Raw genomic sequence first — 16,776 nt, 5'->3', positions numbered from 1 at the left:
TAAATGTCAGTTTCCCTACTTTCGACGTCTCCATTTCCATTTCGAGCTAACAATTTCCCACTCATGAGCACCGCAAAAGCTGCCAACACTGAAAATCGCGTGATGACCGGAGCCGACATCATTGTCAAATCGCTGGTAGATCACGGGGTCGATGTACTGTTCGCCTATCCCGGCGGATGCAGCATGCCGTTGCACCAAGCCCTGACGCGATTCGGCGACTCGATTCGAACCATTTTGCCGCGTCACGAGCAAGGCGGGGCGTTCGCCGCCCAGGGATATGCCCGATCGACCGGCCGGGTCGGCGTGGTGCTCGCAACCAGCGGTCCGGGGGCGACCAATCTGGTCACCGCGATCGCCGACGCCAAACTGGACAGCATCCCGATGGTCTGTCTGACCGCCCAGGTTCCCACCCGTGCGATCGGCTCGGACGCGTTTCAAGAGACGCCGATGGTCGAAGTTTGCCGCGGAATCACCAAACACCACTACCTGGTCACCCACATCGAGGAATTGCCGCGGGTGATGAAGGAGGCGTTTCACATCGCCAGCTCCGGACGCCCGGGGCCGGTGCTGGTCGATTTGCCCAAAGACGTCCAGTTGTCCGACGTGACGAGCAACTTGGACCTGGATCCCCCGATGGACCTGCCCGGCTACGAAGCCGCCCCGCCCCCGGTGCCCAGCGAAACGATCCGCCGGATCACCGCGGCGATCCGCTTGGCCCGTCGGCCGGTCATCTATGCCGGTGGCGGGATCATCGCGGGCAACGCCAGCGAAGAACTGAACGAGTTCATCAACAAAACCGGTATCCCGACCGTGACCACCGTCATGGGCATCGGTGCCGTCCCGCCGGACAACGAAAACTCGATGGACTGGTTGGGCATGCACGGCGCGGCCTACGCCAACTATGCCGTCCGGGATTGTGACTTGTTGATCGGCTTGGGCGTCCGTTTCGACGACCGCGTGACCGGTAAAGTCGAGGCGTTTGCCAAGGACGCAAAGATCATCCATATCGACATCGACGCGTCCGAGCTGAACAAGAACAAAGCAGCCCATATCCCGGTCCGCGGTGACGTCAAACAAGCGCTCAACGCACTGAACAAAACCGTCACCAAATGCGACATCGATCCGTGGCGTGATCATTGCAAAGAACTCAAGTCGAAGTACCCGTTCAAGTATGATTCGGAATTCGACGGCATCTTGCAGCAACACGCCATCAAGACGCTCAGCGACGTCACGGCCGACATGGACGCGCAAATCTCCGTCGGCGTCGGACAGCACCAGATGTGGGCGGCCCAGTTCTATCGATTCCGGCGCCCCCGCACCTGGCACTCCAGCAGCGGCCTGGGCACGATGGGTTTCGGATTGCCGTGTGCGATGGGCATTCAAGCGGCGCTGCCGAACTCGTTGGTCATCGACATCGATGGCGACGGCAGTTTCCAAATGAACGTCCAAGAACTGGCGACGTGCTTCTGCGAAGAATTGCCCGTCAAAGTCTTTTTGCTGAACAACCAGCACCTGGGCATGGTGGTGCAGTGGGAAGACCGCTTCATGGATCGCAACCGTGCCCACACCTACCTGGGGCCGATCCATCACGACGAAGCGAAAGGGAACAGCGAAGCGGAACGGTTCTCCTATGCCCGAGAACGCTACCCCGACTTTGTGAAGATCGCCCAAGGCTACGGCTGTGGCGCGGCGACGGTGCGCAAGAAGGCCGACCTGGAAGGTGCGATCCGCGAAATGATCGCCCACCCCGGCCCCTACGTGCTGGACGTCGAAGTGCCCTACCAAGAGCACGTGCTGCCGATGATCCCCGGCGGAATGACCGTCGACGACATGATCCTGCAATAAGTCACGCTGTGCACCCGCGGTTGCTGCGTTCACGGTAGTGAACGACCTCACCCTCCCTGGAAGGGAGGGTCGAGCGTAGCGAGGGGAGGGTCGATTCACGGTGTTTAAGTGCCCCGAGCCACAGAGAACCCTCCCCGCGTCGTCGCTCACTCCTCCGCGACCCTCCCAGAGGGAGGGTGACTCCGCGGAGCCGATCGTGCCACCCGCTACAATGAACCGTCCGACACACTTCTGGACGACTCATTCAAGTGGCGATCATGGTCAATCGGCGTCAACGCATGCGCACCTCTCTATTAGCCATCGCCATGGCGTTGTTTGCTCTTGGGCGACCGGTTTCCACGCAGGAGCCCGAGCACATGCACACAAACCGATTGATCGACGAAACCAGTCCGTATCTGCTGCAGCACGCGCACAACCCGGTCGACTGGCACCCCTGGGGCGAGGAAGCGTTCGCCAAAGCGAAACGGGAGAACAAGCCGATCTTTCTGTCGGTCGGCTATTCGACCTGTTATTGGTGTCACGTGATGGAGGTCGAATCGTTTGAAGACCCCGAAGTCGCCGCGGTCATCAACAAGTATTTCGTCGCCATCAAGGTCGACCGAGAGGAACGGCCGGATATCGACGAGCAATACATGCTGGCCACCCAATTGATGACCGGACGCGGGGGCTGGCCGAATTCCGTTTGGCTGACCCCCGACGGCAAGCCCTGGATGGCGGGAACCTATTTCCCCAAGCCGACGTTCATCTCGGTGCTGAAACAGATCAACGAGTTTTGGGTCAATCGCCGCGACGACGTCGATCGCCAAGCCGACGCGCTCGCCAAGGCCGCCGAGCAGACGAGCACGACGTCGACCATCGAGCCCGTGCCGCTGACGATGGAACTGGTCGATCAGGCGACCCAAAAGCTGGTCGGGCAGTTTGATCCCGAGAACGGCGGATTCGGCGGCGCCCCCAAGTTTCCACCGCACGGCACCTTGGCATTGCTGATCGATCACTACCGACGCAGCGGCGAGGAGTCGTTGCTCGTGCCAATCACCCGGACGCTCGACGCCATGTGGCTGGGCGGCATGCACGACCATCTCGGCGGCGGCTTTCATCGCTACGCCACCGACGCCGACTGGTTGCTGCCGCACTTCGAAAAGATGCTCTACGACAACGCTCAATTGATGCGGATCTATGTCGACGGTTACCAGATCACCGGCAACGACCGCTATCGGGAAGCGGTGGACGATATCGATCGCTGGGTGCGGCGCGAAATGACCTCACCCGACGGGGCGTTTTACAGCGCGCTCGATTCCGGCGAAGTCGGAAAAGAAGGCGAAGCGTATGTCTGGACGGCGGAGCAGGTCAAAGAAGTGCTCGGTGAACAAGACGCCGCGCTGTACATGGAAACCTACAACTTCCTTCCCGACGGCAACTTCCTGGAAGAGTCGACCGGACGCAAAACCGGCGAGAACATTCCCCACCTGAATTCGCCACTGGAGGAAACCGCCAAGACGCATCCGCTGGGGGAGCAAGCCTTTCTGGATCGGATCGCCGCGATCGAAACGAAACTACTGAACCATCGACTGACGTGGCCACAACCGCACAAAGACGACAAGGTCCTGACCAGTTGGAACGGATTGATGATCGATGCACTCGCCCACGCCGGCGGGGTGCTGGACGAACCAAAGTACATCGATGCCGCCGAAGCCGCGGCGACATTTATCCTTCAGTCGATGACCCGCGACGGAAAATTGCTCCGCACGTTCCGAAGCGGGACGGCCAAGCTGCCCGGTTACCTGGACGACTACGTTTACTTTTGTAATGCCCTGCTGGAACTTCACGCGGCAACCGACGATCAACGCTGGCTTGATCAAGCGGTCCGCCTGGCCGACATCATGCTCGATGAATTTGAGGACGACGTCGAGGGAGGGTTCTTCTTTACCGGTGATTCGCACGAAGCGTTGATGGCGCGTTCGAAAAATCTTGGCGGCGGGGGCAACATGCCCAACACCAACGGGATCGCCGCCCAGGTGCTGGTCGACCTGGCCGAGCGGACCGGGCGGGACAAGTATCGCCAATCCGCCCAGAAAACGCTGCAATCGCTCTCCGGAGCGATGGCCAAGCAACCTCACACGACCGAACACCTGTTGATCGGGGTCGCTCGCTACCTGAGCACACCGGCGGAAGCGGCCAGCGCGACAGCCAGCGGCGGGAACACCCGGCGGGCTGACCCGGTCACCTTCCAGGTCGATCTGTCGAAACACGAAGTCAGCCCAGGTGAGCAGCTGACGGTCACCGTGACACTGGACATCGACGACGGCTGGCACCTGTACGCCGCCAACCCCGAGGCGGAGTTCTTGATCCCGACGACGGTTTCCGTGGCGGGCGATCCCGAAATCACGGCCGGCGAGGTCGTTGCGCCGAAACCTGATTCAAAAGTGGATCCGATTCTGAAACAAAAGCTTAACACGTACGCCGGGAAGGTTGAATTCAAGGTCCCGGTCACCATCAACCAAGCGGCGACGCTTGGCGAGTCGACGCTCAAGGTCGTCGTCGATTGGCAGGCGTGTGATGACGCCAGGTGCCTGAAGCCGGCCAAGACAACGATTGGCGTCAGTGTCAACGTCGCGGGCAAAGATTAACGGGCAGCCTGCGGCCAAATCGGGCAGCCGAGCGGCGTGCCGACACGCATCAATTTTCATTCCCGCACTTGCCAAATTCTCGAACGCGGCTTAAGATCAAATCGTTGATCGACGATAGACGTTAATACGAGTCGGGCTCAATGGCCAAAAAACAGTCCCAGAAGAAGTGTGACCCCTCGCCGGCGAAGCTCAAGGCGGACCCGACGGCGGAGGAATTGGCAAAGCTGGCTTGGGCGATCGCACACCCGGCCAGGGTCCAGATCGTGAGACTGTTGATCGGCCGCGACGCCTGCATGTGCGGTGAAATCGTCGACTGCTTGCCCCTGGCCCAGTCGACTGTCTCACAGCATCTGAAGATCCTCAAAGAGTCCGGCTTGATCCAAGGCGAAGTCGACGGACCGAAGGTCTGTTACTGCGTCAACCCGAAACGACTGGAACAACTGAAACGTTTGGTGGCGGGGCTGTAACGACCGACCTCCATGTACGACGCCCCGCGAAAACGCATCCGATCAACCGATTTTCATTGACACAAAATCGCCTATCGGCGATGAACGTTCGCCCTTTCACCCGAGGAGAATTCCCAATGAGCACCGTTCAAATCTACGACCGCGCCATGTGCTGCAGCACCGGAGTCTGTGGCCCCCAAGTGGACCCCGTGCTGCCAAAGTTTGCCGCCGACCTGGACTGGCTGAAAAGCCAGGGGCACGACGTGCAACGATTCAACCTCGCCCAGGACGCGGCGGAATTCACCAAGAACCCGACCGTGCAATCGCTGCTCGGCACCGAAGGCGTCGAGTGTCTGCCGCTGGTGATCGTTGATGGCCGCGTCGTCAGCCGCAACGAGTATCCGTCTCGCGAAAACCTGGCGCTTTGGACCGGGACCGCACTGGCCCCCAAGGGCACGCTTCCGGTAGCCGGCTCGGGCGGTTGCTGTGGCGACACGGGGTGCTGCTAGGTTTTACAAGACAGGAGCAAGAGCGATGGATTTTCTACAGACCCCGACGCGGAATTTGTTTTTCACCGGCAAGGGCGGGGTCGGCAAGACTTCGATGGCCTGCGCCAGCGCGATCCGGTTGGCCGATCAAGGCCGCCGCGTGCTGCTGGTGTCGACCGACCCCGCGTCCAACCTGGACGAAGTGCTGGGAACGACACTCCGCAGCGAGCCGACGGCCGTCGACGCGGTGCCGAACCTTTGGGCGATGAACATTGATCCGGAGCAGGCGGCCCAAGACTACCGTGACCGGATGGTGGCTCCCTATCGCGGCGTACTGCCCGATGCTGCCGTCCAAAGCATGGAGGAGCAGTTTTCGGGATCCTGCACGCTGGAGATCGCGGCCTTTGATGAATTCGCCAAGCTACTCGGCGACGCGCAGGCCACAAAGGAATTCGACCACATCGTGTTCGACACCGCACCGACCGGTCATACCCTGCGGTTGCTGACGCTGCCATCGGCGTGGTCGGGGTTCATGGAAACAAACACCTCGGGCACCTCCTGCCTGGGGCCATTGGCCGGACTGCAAGCCCAACAGAAACTCTACAAGAAAACTGTGGAAGCACTCGGCGATGCCGCGCGGACCACGCTGATCTTGGTCACCCGCCCGGAACCGTCCGCACTCGCCGAAGCCGACCGCACCAGCGGAGAGCTTCGCGTGCTTGGCGTGACCAATCAACACCTGGCCATCAACGGCGTCTTCCGGGCGCTCGATGCCTCGGATCCCGTCGCAACGGCGATGCAATCCCGCTGCGACCAGGCGATCGCAGTGATGCCGATCAGCCTGCAGAAACTCGATCGCACTTCGGTTCCGCTGGCTGCCCGTGGCCTGGTCGGTGTCGATGCACTGCGACAACTGGGCGTGGATGTTGCGGCGGAAGAGGCCCCCGGCTCGATCGACGGATCCCAGATCGCCTCCCCCGATGCTCCTGCGCCCGTCAATGACTCCGCCCAGCCGGTTGCCATGGATTCACTGGTCGACGAATTGGCCGCCCAAGGACATGGCGTCATCATGACGATGGGAAAGGGCGGCGTCGGCAAGACCACGGTCGCGGCCGGGGTTGCGGTCGCGTTGGCCGAACGAGGATTTCCCGTGCACCTGTCCACCACCGATCCGGCCGCGCATGTCGCCGCGACGATGGCCGCCGACAACATCGACGGGTTATCGGTCAGCCGCATCGACCCGGCGAAAGAAATCCAGGCGTATCGCGAGGAGGTGATGCGGACCGCCGGCGCAGACCTGGACGAACAGGGCCGGGCGTTACTGGAGGAAGACTTGCGTTCACCCTGCACGGAAGAAATTGCCGTGTTCCGAGCCTTCGCTCGCACGGTGGCCGAGGGCCAGGACCGCTTCGTCGTGGTCGACACCGCACCGACCGGGCACACGATCCTGTTGCTCGATTCGGCGCTCGCCTACCATCGCGAAGTGACACGTCAATCCAGTCAGATGCCCGAATCGGTCGAGAATTTGCTGCCGCGGTTGCGCGACCCCAACTTCACGCGGGTGCTGATTGTCACGCTGCCCGAATCGACGCCCGTTCACGAAGCCGCCCAATTGCAAGACGACCTTCGCCGCGCAAAGATCGAGCCGTTTGCTTGGGTCGTCAACCAGTCACTCGGCCCTCTCCAGATCACCGATCCGATCCTCGTCGGCCGGCAAGCACACGAACAAAAATTTGTTCACGAAGTCTTGAACGAACACGCGCGTCAGGCCGCAATCATCGCCTGGCAAACGACACCACCGACAGGCGCCGAGGGTCTGCGAGAGATGTTTCTCGTGTCGACCACAAGCGGTTAACCCTACAAAAGGAACATCAGCAACCCCATGGAAACGATCCAATTGTACCCCGCTGTTGCCCGCTGGATTGACGAGCGTCGAGGGGAGTTTGAGCAGATTCCCGAGGCGCGAAAATCAGAGCTTGAAGAGGTCGCGGCCTACGTTCGCACTCAATTAGACAAGACCGGCACCGCCCGATTGACGTTCATCTGCACGCACAATTCGCGGCGAAGTCACCTGTCCCAGATCTGGGCAAAGGTGGCGGCAGACACACATGGGCTGACCGGCGTCACGACGTACTCCGGCGGAACCGAGGCCACCGCGATGAATCCGCGGGTGGTCGATTCGCTTCGACGCAGCGGCATTGCCGTCGACGCCGACAACCAAGAAGCCGACAACCCGCGATATCGCGTCAGGTATTCAGAGGATTGCAAGCCGCTGGAATGCTTTTCAAAGGTCTTCAGTGATTCACCGAATCCACGGAGCGACTATGCGGCCGTGATGACCTGCTCAAGTGCCGATCAAGCATGTCCCGTGGTTTCGGGGTGTGACCTGCGATCGCCGATCCGCTATGAAGATCCCAAAGTCGCCGACGGCACACCGCAGGAGGCGACGGTGTACGACGAACGCTCGCGACAGATCTGTCGCGAGATGCTTTACATGGTCTCGAAAGTCTGATCGCTTATTTGCGAGCGATTTCCAATACGCGAGCGGCGTCGTCGATTGCAGCCTTGGCCGCTTTGGCGTCGCCGCAAGACTGGATCAGCATCAGAGCGGGCTCCAACTGATCCATCACCGACGAAGCGTTGCCCTTGGCTCCCTTGCGGGTTGCCGGCGCCTTGGCGGACCGCCTGGTCAATCCGGCCTTACGTTTCGCCGCGGAGACGGTGGGGACCGACACATTGCAAGCCTTGGCGGTGTCCGCAATGGTCGCTTCGGGATTCTTCTTCAAGTAGTCAATGACTTTTTCTTGCTTGTTTGCTTTCTTGGCCATCGTTCAATGCTGTGGGGGGAAGGAAAGTAGAAAATAAGAAGAGAGCTGACACCGGCGTCATGACGCATGTCAATGCCGCCTATGTTATGGTCAACCTACATGATCGTCCCGTTTTTCCATACAAATACCAGCAGGTTATACGAAAAAAATTCGCATAATCTTTATTAAGACAGCTCGTGAATGGCCAGTGGCCGCCTAAAGAAGCAATCGCAGGTGATCGTAAAGCACCGTGCTTGCTAAACACGCCTACGCATGCAGCCTATTTTGGCGTATTCATGCCAGACAACGCCACCCAGAGAGGGGCCGCAACACCCTTCGCCCCGGTTTCGGGAGGAGCCAATCGAGGGCTGATCCTATGAAGACAGAGCCCCTTTGGGACCATCGTACCGATAATTTTATGGGACCGGATGCAATTCGATGGTGTGGGTCACGGGCTGCATCGCTTCGGCGACCGCAGCGGCCAACGGCCGGCGAATCGCCTCGGTTCGCGCCACCGCGGCATCAAAGTCGACCTTTCCTTCTCGGCCATGAAAGACTTTCTTCACCTGCCGGGTCTCATAAGCTTGCTTTTTTGCGACCGCATCATCGACGCGATCAAAGGCATCGCAAAACGGATTTTCGGGAAAATCCCAGGCAAGGTTGATACCATCGGCGAGTTCCTCGGCGGTATAGGTATTGGCCTCCGATCCCCACTTCACCTGCCAACGTGTCCCGACGGGAACCATCGCTTTGAACACAAATCGGTTCAGGTCATCGGCAAACGGCACCAGTGTCATCCCCGAGCGAATGGAGTTGTGATCATCAAGATCGCCGCGGGCGCAGAACGGATAACGTGAACTGGTGATCGTCAACGTGTCGTGATTATAAGACTCCACCACATGCCCCTCGGTCGCCGTCGCTTCGCCCTGGTCTGGATCGACAGTGATCGTGCCGATTTGCCCGTCCAGCCCCATCGCCCGCAACATCGCCCAGGCCATGATCACGTGTCCGGCCCAGCCGGGGTGAATCCCATCTTGCCCGGCGACCAAGTAGGGTTTTTCAGCGGTTGCTTGGTGTTGTGCGGGGGCGAACACCTGGGCCTGGAACATCGGCCAAAAAATATCGGCGAACCGGACGTCGTGCTCATCGGCAACATTGATCGCGATGTCACGCAGGGCGCACAGATGCAGGTTGTGTTGTTGCAATGTACCGGATCGGCTTTTTACCCAACTGGCGATTTTTCCCGCGCACCCCGGCGATCCGACGACCACGCGCACGTCACGCTCTTTAAATTGATGGACGATCGCCGAGTAATGGTCCTGATACCAGCGACCATTGGTGACATCAAAGGGCCGATAGCGTGAATCGTTCATGCCATAGGCGAGTGTCGCGACGGTGGGCTGAAACGTCAAACAATCCTGTTCCATGCGGCGCAGAAAACCGTCTGTTTTCTCGCCGCTCCAACCATATTGTCTGGCCGTGATTCGCAGCTGGGGTACACAAACAGTCAGGTAGGTTTCAATGATCCGTGAATACATTTTCTGTTCGGTGATCGAATCACCACAGATCGCCAACCGATCTCCCTCGCGGAGCAACAGATCACCGATCGGCGGCGCCAGACTCGGATTGAATGCGACGAATGCTTCATGATCTGGCTTGGTTTCATAGCGGTACGGTCCAAGCGTCGTTGTCGCAGCACGTTGCCCGACCGCCGGGCGATGAAACGTGGCGGTGATCAAGGCGACAAACAAGAGTGTCCAGGTCGGGCGTGACAGGTGCATGGCAGCTTTAATGTCAGGTAGGTTAGAATCGATCAATGCAACGAGACGCAAGTATAGCCGCCGCCGCTCGTTCCCCGCATCCTGATTCCTTCCCACCAAAGCATCCCCTGCGACAGCCGCAATCCTCCGGTCAGCTCGGCTTTGTATCGACGCGTCGAAACTGGAGTATGATGTGCGATTGCCAACACCAATTCCTGATAGACCGTCCCCCATGAATCCTTTACAGGTCGTCGCCGTCACATTTTTTTCCTGGTCGATGATTGTCGGCATGGCACTTGGTGAAGCATCGACGGCTCGGGGGGAAACGCCGTCAGCCCTGTCCGCATTCATCGACACCCATTGCGTCGATTGCCACAGCGGCGACGATCCGGAAGGCGGCTTGAGTTTCGACACCTTGGACTTTGATCTGTCCGACCAGGAAACCGCGCGGCGTTGGATCGGCGTCCACGATCGCGTGTCAGCCGGGGAGATGCCGCCGCCGGAGGAAACCGAGCCGGTCGCGGAACGATCCGCGGCATTTCTGGCGACTTTGTCCAGCCATTTGATGGAGGCAGAAACGGATCGCAGCGACGTGGTCTTGCGTCGCCTTAATCGGCACGAGTACCAGAACACGGTTCGGGATCTGTTTCACATTTCGGTGACGATCCACGGGTTGCCCGAGGATTCGTCGACCGACGGTTTCGACACGGTCGGCGAAGGGCTGGCGGTGTCGGCCGAAGCGATGGCAGCCTACTTGGAAGCCGCCGACCAGGTGCTTGACGCCGTTTTCGGCAGCGATCAACCGCCCCAGCGGATTCGTCACGAGACCAATTTGCTGGACCAAGTCGACTGGCGAGGACGTCCGCAATTGGAAAACCAGATCGGCAAGATGTTCCGCCGCACCGATGACGGATTGGTGATCTTTCAATCGGGCTATTGCCCCACCAACCTGGTGAATTTTGCCCGCTTGCGGGCTCCCGCGGGGACCTATCGGGGCACGCTTCGGGTCCGCGCGGTGCAAAGCGACCAACCAGTCACACTGCGAATCTACGCGGGCGATACGATCGTCAATCGCCGCGAACGCCACTTGGTCGGATACTACGACGTGCCCCCGGACCGGTGGACCACCATCGAGTTTACCGATCGGTTGGTCGAAGCCGGGGGGACGTTTCAGCCCAAGTGCTATGGCACACGCGACACACGCAAGGACGCCGACACCTGGCCCGAACCGGGCATTGAAGTCAGCGACATCGTGATCGAAGGCCCCTTGGAGAACTGGCCGCCGCCCGGACGCGTTCACCTGCTGGGCGACCTGGATCTGCAAACGGCCGGCCAGGACGATGCCCGCAAGATCATCGGTCGGTTGTTGCCGCGGGCCTTGCGCCGACCGGTCGAGTCCGGCGAAGCGGAGGTTTACGTCGATCTGTTCGCGGCTGCCGTCGCCGAAGGGCGGTCCTTTGAATCCGCCTTGCGAGTCAGTTTGAAGGCGATCCTCTGCTCGCCCGAGTTCCTTTTCCTGCACGAAGCGGGAACCTCGCAGATCAGCCCACACGCGTTGGCATCGCGGCTGTCCTACTTCCTGTGCAGTTCGATGCCCGATGACGAATTGACACGTCTGGCAAACGACGGATCGCTTCGCCGGAGCGACGTGCTGCGGCAACAGGTGGAACGGTTGCTGGATTCGCCCGAATCGTCGGCGTTTACCAAAAACTTCACCGGCCAATGGCTTGACCTGCGCGACATCGATTTCACCCAGCCGGACGCGACCCTGTACCCGGAGTTTGACGAACTGCTGCGGATCTCGATGGTGCAGGAGACCGAAATGTTTTTCGACGAAATCCTGCGAGAGAACCTCAGCCTGGTCAACTTTGTGGACTCCGACTTCACGTTCCTCAACGGCCGCCTGGCTCGCCACTATGGTATCGACGGTATCGACGGCCAGACGTTTCGCAAAGTTTCGTTGCCACCCGATGGTTTGCGCGGAGGGCTGTTGACGCAGGCAAGTGTTTTGAAGGTCACCGCCAACGGGACGTACACCTCACCGGTGCAGCGCGGCGTTTGGATTTTGGACAATATCGTGGGGCAACCCACGCCACCGCCGCCGGACAACGTGGGGTCGGTCGAGCCGGACATTCGCGGGGCGACCACCATCCGAGAACAACTGGCCAAACACCGCGACATCCCCTCGTGCGCCGCCTGTCATCGCCAGATCGATCCGCCGGGATTCGTGCTGGAATGTTTCGACCCGATCGGCGGTTATCGAGATCGATACCGAACGATGGCAGCGGAGGGACAACGACCGGGCATCAAGCAGTCGCCGTTCACCTACGCATGGGTGCGGTATCGGATCGGATTGCCCGTGGATGCGACCGCACAGATGGACGACGGACGATCGATCGAGGACATTCGCGATTTCAAAAGAATTCTCGCCGCCGATCCCGACCAGCTCGCACGCAATCTGACCGCTAAACTGTTGACGTATGCCTTGGGGCGCAAGATCGGTTTTTCAGACCGGGCGACGGTCGACCAGATCGTGCGTCAAACGCGTCAAAGCGACTACGGTTTCCGCTCGCTGATTCACGCGATCGTTCAACACCCCGCCTTTGAGAAACCATGACACGATTTCAACGCAGAACGCTGCTCCGCGGTTGCGGTGTGGCGTTGGCCCTGCCGTTCTTTGAATCCACCGCTTCGGCCGCGACGACACAGACCCGACCACGACGCATCGTCGCGATCGACATCGGATTGGGCCTGCATGCCCCCAACATCATCCCACAACAGTCTGGACGCGATTATGAGTTGCCAACCTACCTGAAGCTGTTGGCGGATTTTCGCGACCAATTCACCGTGATCTCAGGGGCGTCGCATCCCGAAGTCGGGGGCGGACACACGTCTTATAAATCTTACCTGACCTGTGCCCCGCATCCCAACAGCGCGGGGTTTCGCAACACGATCTCGCTGGACCAGTTGGCGGCGGCCGAATTCGGCAGTGAAACACGTTTCGCATCGCTCTCCCTTAGCAGTTCCGGTCCGGGGCTCTCGTGGTCTCGAAGCGGCGTCGAAATCCCCACGCTGACGCGTCCATCAGTCGTGTTTCGCAAACTGTTTCTGGCGGGCAAAGCGGATCAGCAAGCGCGCCAGATGCAGCGGTTGCAAGACGGTCAAAGTGTCTTGGATGTCGTGATGGATCAAACTCGTCGGCTGCAACGAAAGCTGACCTCACGCGACCGTGAAAAGCTGGACCAGTATTTTGAAGCCGTCCGCCAGGCCGAGCGGCGACTGGCCAAAGCGGAAGCTTGGCAGCAGAAGCCCAAACCGACGGTCGACGTCGATCCGCCACGTGACGAACCGGACAGCAAACGGATCGTCGAGTGCATGCGGTTGATGTACGACGTCATGCACCTGGCGATCCAAACCGATTCGACACGCTTCCTGACCTACAACATCGCCGGCATGAACGCCGTTCCGGTGATCCCCGGCGTCGACGCCGACTATCACAACCTGTCACATCACGGCAAAGATCCGGACAAGATCGCTCAACTGACACTGATCGAGTCGGCATTGATCGAGGAGTTTGGCAGGTTTCTTGCCAAATTGCAGGCCAGCGGTGAAGCGGACGGATCGCTGCTTGATTCGACCATGGTGCTGTTCGGATCGAACCTCGGTAACGCCAGCAGCCACGACACCAAGAACATGCCGATGCTGCTGGCCGGCGGCGGATTCCGTCACGGTCAACACTTGGCGTTCGACCGCAACAACAATTACCCGCTGCCCAATCTGTTCGTCTCGATGCTGCAACGCCTGGGCATGGAAACCGATCGCTTCGGGACCGGGCATGGCACGATGACCGGGTTGGAACCGATCGGGTGAAAACGAACCGCAATGACATTGAAGGAAACCAAACCCCATCCACTTGATCCCCCGCTGCCGCGCCGCGGCCAGCTGATTCCGGCGGAGTACTTTCGGGCGATCGCCGACTGCACCTACGACTGGGAAGCGTGGCACGACGCGCAAGGCGAACTGCTGTGGGTCAACCCGGCCGTCGAACGATTCACGGGCTATTCGGCCGCGGAATGTTTGCAGATGGACGACTATCCGCTGCCCTTGTTTGACCCGCAGGACCAAGCCCGGTTGGCCGGCTATTTGAAGGAAATGGCCGAGGGCAGCACGGGCAACCACATCGAATTCAAAGTCGCACGCCGCGACGGAGCTAGCCGCTGGGTGGCCGTGTCCTGGCAACCGATGACCGACCAAGCCGGCCGATCGCTCGGGTTTCGCGTCAGCATCCGCGACATCGAAGACCGCCGTGCAATGCGCGAGCAGTTGCGACTGCACAACGAACACCTGGAACAACTGGTCCAGGAACGCACCGCACAGGTGGCGGAACTGGAAAAGCACCGCGCAAAAATGCAGCAGCTTGCCGCACTCGGTGAATTGGCCGCCGGGGTGGCACACGAGATCAACAATCCCTTGGCCGGCATCCGCAACGCCCTGCTGTTGATCAAACGCCGGTTGCCCGCGGACATCGGACACGCCGACAAGTTTGAAATGATCGACCGCGAGATCGATCGAATCAGCGGCATCACGCACCAGATGTACCAGCTGTATCGGCCCAGTCGACAAGCCGCCACTCAGTTTTCAATTCGGCGAACGATCGAAGTGGTCGTCTCGCTCGCGCGGCCACTGGCGCGCAAGATGAACGTCGCCACCAAAGTCGACTGCGCGGGATTGCAAGCCGTCGCGGGCCTTGCGCCGGACGAAGTCGTGTTGCGCGAAGGCGAATTGAAACAGGTGCTGCTGAACTTGGTGCACAACGCGATCCAGGCTTCGCAGCCTGGACAATCGGTTGTGATCAACGCCGAAACCGACGCCGACTGGTTGACCGTCACCGTCACCGACCAGGGGTGCGGGATCGCCGACGAGCACATCGACCAGATTTTTGACCCGTTCTTTAGCACCAAGACCGAAACGGTCGGTCAAGGCATGGGACTCGGATTGTCAGTCACGCACAGTTTGGCCGAGGCCATGAAGGGCACGATCGATGTCGTCAGCACCCCCGGCCAAGGCAGCCGCTTTCGCGTGCGGTTGCCGAGACGGTTGGACGGCAAAACGTAACGCTTGGTCCATTCAAAGAATTGGCCTCCGCTGGCCGTTCGCGATACGGAGTCCGAAAGAAAGATTCGGTAACCGTCGGTGTCCAGCCCAGCCGAAAAACTGAGCTGCGGCGGAATACTAGCTTAGCGTGTACTCGACGAACAGCTTGTTGTCGGTTTGGACGTGCTTGGCGGCGGTCTGGGATTTCTTCCAGGCGGTCCATTGGGGGTCGTCGGCCAAGTGAATCAATGCTTCTTCGATCTTGTCGCCTGGCTTCGCTTTCGCCGCCCACCCCGTGTCGGCTCGGACGACGCGGCCTTGGCATTTTTGCAAGAGCCGCAGGTACAACGGTCGGGCGGGCATTTGCCAGGATCCCTTGGGGTTGCGACCGAGCGCCAGTTCACGATCGACCGGAATGAAAGCCGTCAATTCGTCCTCGTTGGCCATCAGTTCTAATCCCTGGCCACGTGCCGTCGCGTTGTGACTGGCGTGGTGGCCCACCTTGTAGAACACTGTTCGCGATAGCAAGTCCGCGGCCGTGACCTTGCGAGTCGTGCCGTCGCCGTCGGTGACCGACCAGTGAAGGTCCGGGGCGTGCCACGACAGCCAGTTCCCTTGCTGGGCGTCGGCGGGGAACAACAACACTTTTCCGTCGGCGACCCGTTCGATCGCCAGCGCCAGCGAGGTGTTGTTGGTCAAACTATCCAGCTGGAGGGCGAAATGGGTGGCCGCGTTCAGCCAGCCGCCGTCGACCGAACGCCAGCGGTTCTCATCATCCGAGTAACCCGGATACAACTCGCGTTTTCGCTCTTCACCACGAAGACGAAACCGCGAATCGAACGGCTGTTCCAGCTCCGACGCCTCCTGATCGGCAACCGACAGCGGACGTTCCGCGGTTGCGGCGTGCAATTTCGCCGCACGCATCAAACCGTACAGTTCATCGCTACCGTGCTTGCCGAGATCCTTCAGTAGTTCTTTGTCGCGGGGCGGTCCGAGCACATAAATACGAAAACCCGGTAACCAGTCGGCTTCGATCAGCGCGCCCTGGTCGTGGTAGGTCGGTTTGACTCCCAATCCGCTGCGAACGAACTCCATCGCTTCGTTGACGGTCTTGGCAAAGGCTAGCGGATCTTCGGACGGTTCGCCGGCAAATCCCATCAAGTCGTGCACTTGTTTGCCGACCTCGGAATCGGGCGATGCCGCCGCGATCTCGGCCAACGCCTTCCCCAGATCGTCTCGGTACTTGGCAAGCGTCTTGGCATCCGGGTCGCTGGGGTTCTCGGTCCAGGCCAACCAGACGTGATCGACCTTCCCGACGATTGCCTTCATCGCCTTGGTCCGGAACGCGGACAGGTGGTCTTGATGCTCATGCGTTGCGACGACAACGTCCAGCCGAGCGTCCTTCAGAATCGTCGTTTTCAGGTGTTTGACGATGTCGTCGGTTTTGACATCGGAAACCTTGTTTCCCAGGGTGCCACAATCGATCAGCATGTGACGTTCGTCACCGCCGACATCAAACGTCACCAGAAAGCAATCCCCGAGACCCTGGCGGAACATCCGCACACGAACGGCGGGCGGGTCGCTTTGCGTTGACGTTTTCTTTCGCTTCGTGGATTTTCGTTTGGACGTCTTTCGTTTGGCAGTTTTAGGTGTCACGGTCTTACGTTTCGAACGCTTGCGTTTGCTCGTTTTACGTTTCGCCCCTCCGG

12 protein-coding genes are annotated in these 16,776 nt (G+C 59.9%); 9 read left to right on the top strand and 3 right to left on the bottom strand.

Annotated elements, in window-relative coordinates:
- The first annotated feature begins 63 nt into the window (after positions 1-63).
- From ilvB to H1B37_RS00795, 6 genes are all read left to right on the top strand, one after another.
- On the top strand, positions 64-1,845 hold the full coding sequence (gene ilvB, locus H1B37_RS00820) for a biosynthetic-type acetolactate synthase large subunit (RefSeq protein ID WP_286177261.1): 1,782 nt from the start codon (positions 64-66) through the stop codon (positions 1,843-1,845).
- Positions 1,846-2,201: 356 nt separating this feature from the next.
- The gene (locus tag H1B37_RS00815) at positions 2,202-4,472 is read left to right on the top strand and encodes a DUF255 domain-containing protein (protein ID WP_182864705.1); all 2,271 of its coding nucleotides are present in this window, start codon (positions 2,202-2,204) and stop codon (positions 4,470-4,472) included.
- Positions 4,473-4,612: 140 nt separating this feature from the next.
- Positions 4,613-4,939, top strand: coding sequence for an ArsR/SmtB family transcription factor (locus H1B37_RS00810; protein WP_182864704.1), 327 nt, complete (start codon positions 4,613-4,615; stop codon positions 4,937-4,939).
- A gap of 116 nt (positions 4,940-5,055) precedes the next feature.
- Entirely contained in the window at positions 5,056-5,427 is a 372-nt protein-coding gene (gene arsD, locus H1B37_RS00805; protein ID WP_182864703.1) for an arsenite efflux transporter metallochaperone ArsD, read from the top strand.
- 25 nt (positions 5,428-5,452) lie between these two features.
- Complete coding sequence (arsA, locus tag H1B37_RS00800) at positions 5,453-7,261, top strand: arsenical pump-driving ATPase (protein ID WP_182864702.1); 1,809 nt, start codon at positions 5,453-5,455, stop codon at positions 7,259-7,261.
- A gap of 27 nt (positions 7,262-7,288) precedes the next feature.
- Positions 7,289-7,918, top strand: a complete 630-nt coding sequence (locus tag H1B37_RS00795) for an arsenate-mycothiol transferase ArsC (RefSeq protein ID WP_182864701.1) — start codon at positions 7,289-7,291, stop codon at positions 7,916-7,918.
- Positions 7,919-7,922: 4 nt separating this feature from the next.
- Here H1B37_RS00795 and H1B37_RS00790 read toward each other — a convergent pair whose 3' ends face one another.
- The gene (locus tag H1B37_RS00790) at positions 7,923-8,234 is read right to left on the bottom strand and encodes a winged helix-turn-helix transcriptional regulator (RefSeq protein WP_182864700.1); all 312 of its coding nucleotides are present in this window, start codon (positions 8,232-8,234) and stop codon (positions 7,923-7,925) included.
- Positions 8,235-8,629: 395 nt separating this feature from the next.
- On the bottom strand, positions 8,630-9,994 hold the full coding sequence (locus tag H1B37_RS00785; RefSeq protein ID WP_182864699.1) for an SGNH/GDSL hydrolase family protein: 1,365 nt from the start codon (positions 9,992-9,994) through the stop codon (positions 8,630-8,632).
- A 211-nt stretch (positions 9,995-10,205) separates the two neighbouring features.
- Here H1B37_RS00785 and H1B37_RS00780 point away from each other — a divergent pair, with 211 nt between their 5' ends.
- Genes H1B37_RS00780 through H1B37_RS00770 form a run of 3 tightly spaced genes read left to right on the top strand, consistent with a single transcriptional unit; the run spans position 10,206 to position 15,088 of the window.
- Positions 10,206-12,590 (top strand): DUF1592 domain-containing protein, encoded by a 2,385-nt coding sequence (locus H1B37_RS00780; protein WP_182864698.1) that lies wholly within the window; start codon positions 10,206-10,208, stop codon positions 12,588-12,590.
- Entirely contained in the window at positions 12,587-13,843 is a 1,257-nt protein-coding gene (locus H1B37_RS00775; RefSeq protein WP_182864697.1) for a DUF1552 domain-containing protein, read from the top strand. Before H1B37_RS00780 ends, H1B37_RS00775 begins: the two co-directional genes overlap by 4 nt.
- A 12-nt stretch (positions 13,844-13,855) precedes the next feature.
- Positions 13,856-15,088: a two-component system sensor histidine kinase NtrB gene (locus H1B37_RS00770; protein ID WP_182864696.1), complete on the top strand. Its 1,233-nt coding sequence runs from the start codon at positions 13,856-13,858 to the stop codon at positions 15,086-15,088.
- A gap of 117 nt (positions 15,089-15,205) precedes the next feature.
- On the opposite strand, the gene H1B37_RS00765 is transcribed toward H1B37_RS00770, so the two are convergent.
- A complete protein-coding gene (locus tag H1B37_RS00765; RefSeq protein ID WP_182864695.1) occupies positions 15,206-16,723 on the bottom strand; it encodes an MBL fold metallo-hydrolase in 1,518 nt (505 codons plus the stop codon).
- Between the last annotated feature and the right edge of the window lie 53 nt (positions 16,724-16,776).

The sequence above is a fragment of the Stieleria mannarensis genome (assembly GCF_014154935.1).
Taxonomy (GTDB): Bacteria; Planctomycetota; Planctomycetia; order Pirellulales; family Pirellulaceae; genus Stieleria; species Stieleria mannarensis.
Note: the sequence above shows the minus strand (reverse complement) of the source record. Positions and strands in the feature narration are given on the sequence as shown.

Coding starts and splice junctions, on each gene's coding strand:
- H1B37_RS00815 (WP_182864705.1), top strand. CDS start 2,202: ATGCACACAAACCGATTGATCGACGAAACCAGTCCGTATCTGCTGCAG.
- H1B37_RS00785 (WP_182864699.1), bottom strand. CDS start 9,994: ATGCACCTGTCACGCCCGACCTGGACACTCTTGTTTGTCGCCTTGATC.
- arsA (WP_182864702.1), top strand. CDS start 5,453: ATGGATTTTCTACAGACCCCGACGCGGAATTTGTTTTTCACCGGCAAG.
- H1B37_RS00795 (WP_182864701.1), top strand. CDS start 7,289: ATGGAAACGATCCAATTGTACCCCGCTGTTGCCCGCTGGATTGACGAG.
- H1B37_RS00770 (WP_182864696.1), top strand. CDS start 13,856: ATGACATTGAAGGAAACCAAACCCCATCCACTTGATCCCCCGCTGCCG.
- H1B37_RS00780 (WP_182864698.1), top strand. CDS start 10,206: ATGAATCCTTTACAGGTCGTCGCCGTCACATTTTTTTCCTGGTCGATG.
- H1B37_RS00810 (WP_182864704.1), top strand. CDS start 4,613: ATGGCCAAAAAACAGTCCCAGAAGAAGTGTGACCCCTCGCCGGCGAAG.
- H1B37_RS00775 (WP_182864697.1), top strand. CDS start 12,587: ATGACACGATTTCAACGCAGAACGCTGCTCCGCGGTTGCGGTGTGGCG.
- ilvB (WP_286177261.1), top strand. CDS start 64: ATGAGCACCGCAAAAGCTGCCAACACTGAAAATCGCGTGATGACCGGA.
- H1B37_RS00790 (WP_182864700.1), bottom strand. CDS start 8,234: ATGGCCAAGAAAGCAAACAAGCAAGAAAAAGTCATTGACTACTTGAAG.
- arsD (WP_182864703.1), top strand. CDS start 5,056: ATGAGCACCGTTCAAATCTACGACCGCGCCATGTGCTGCAGCACCGGA.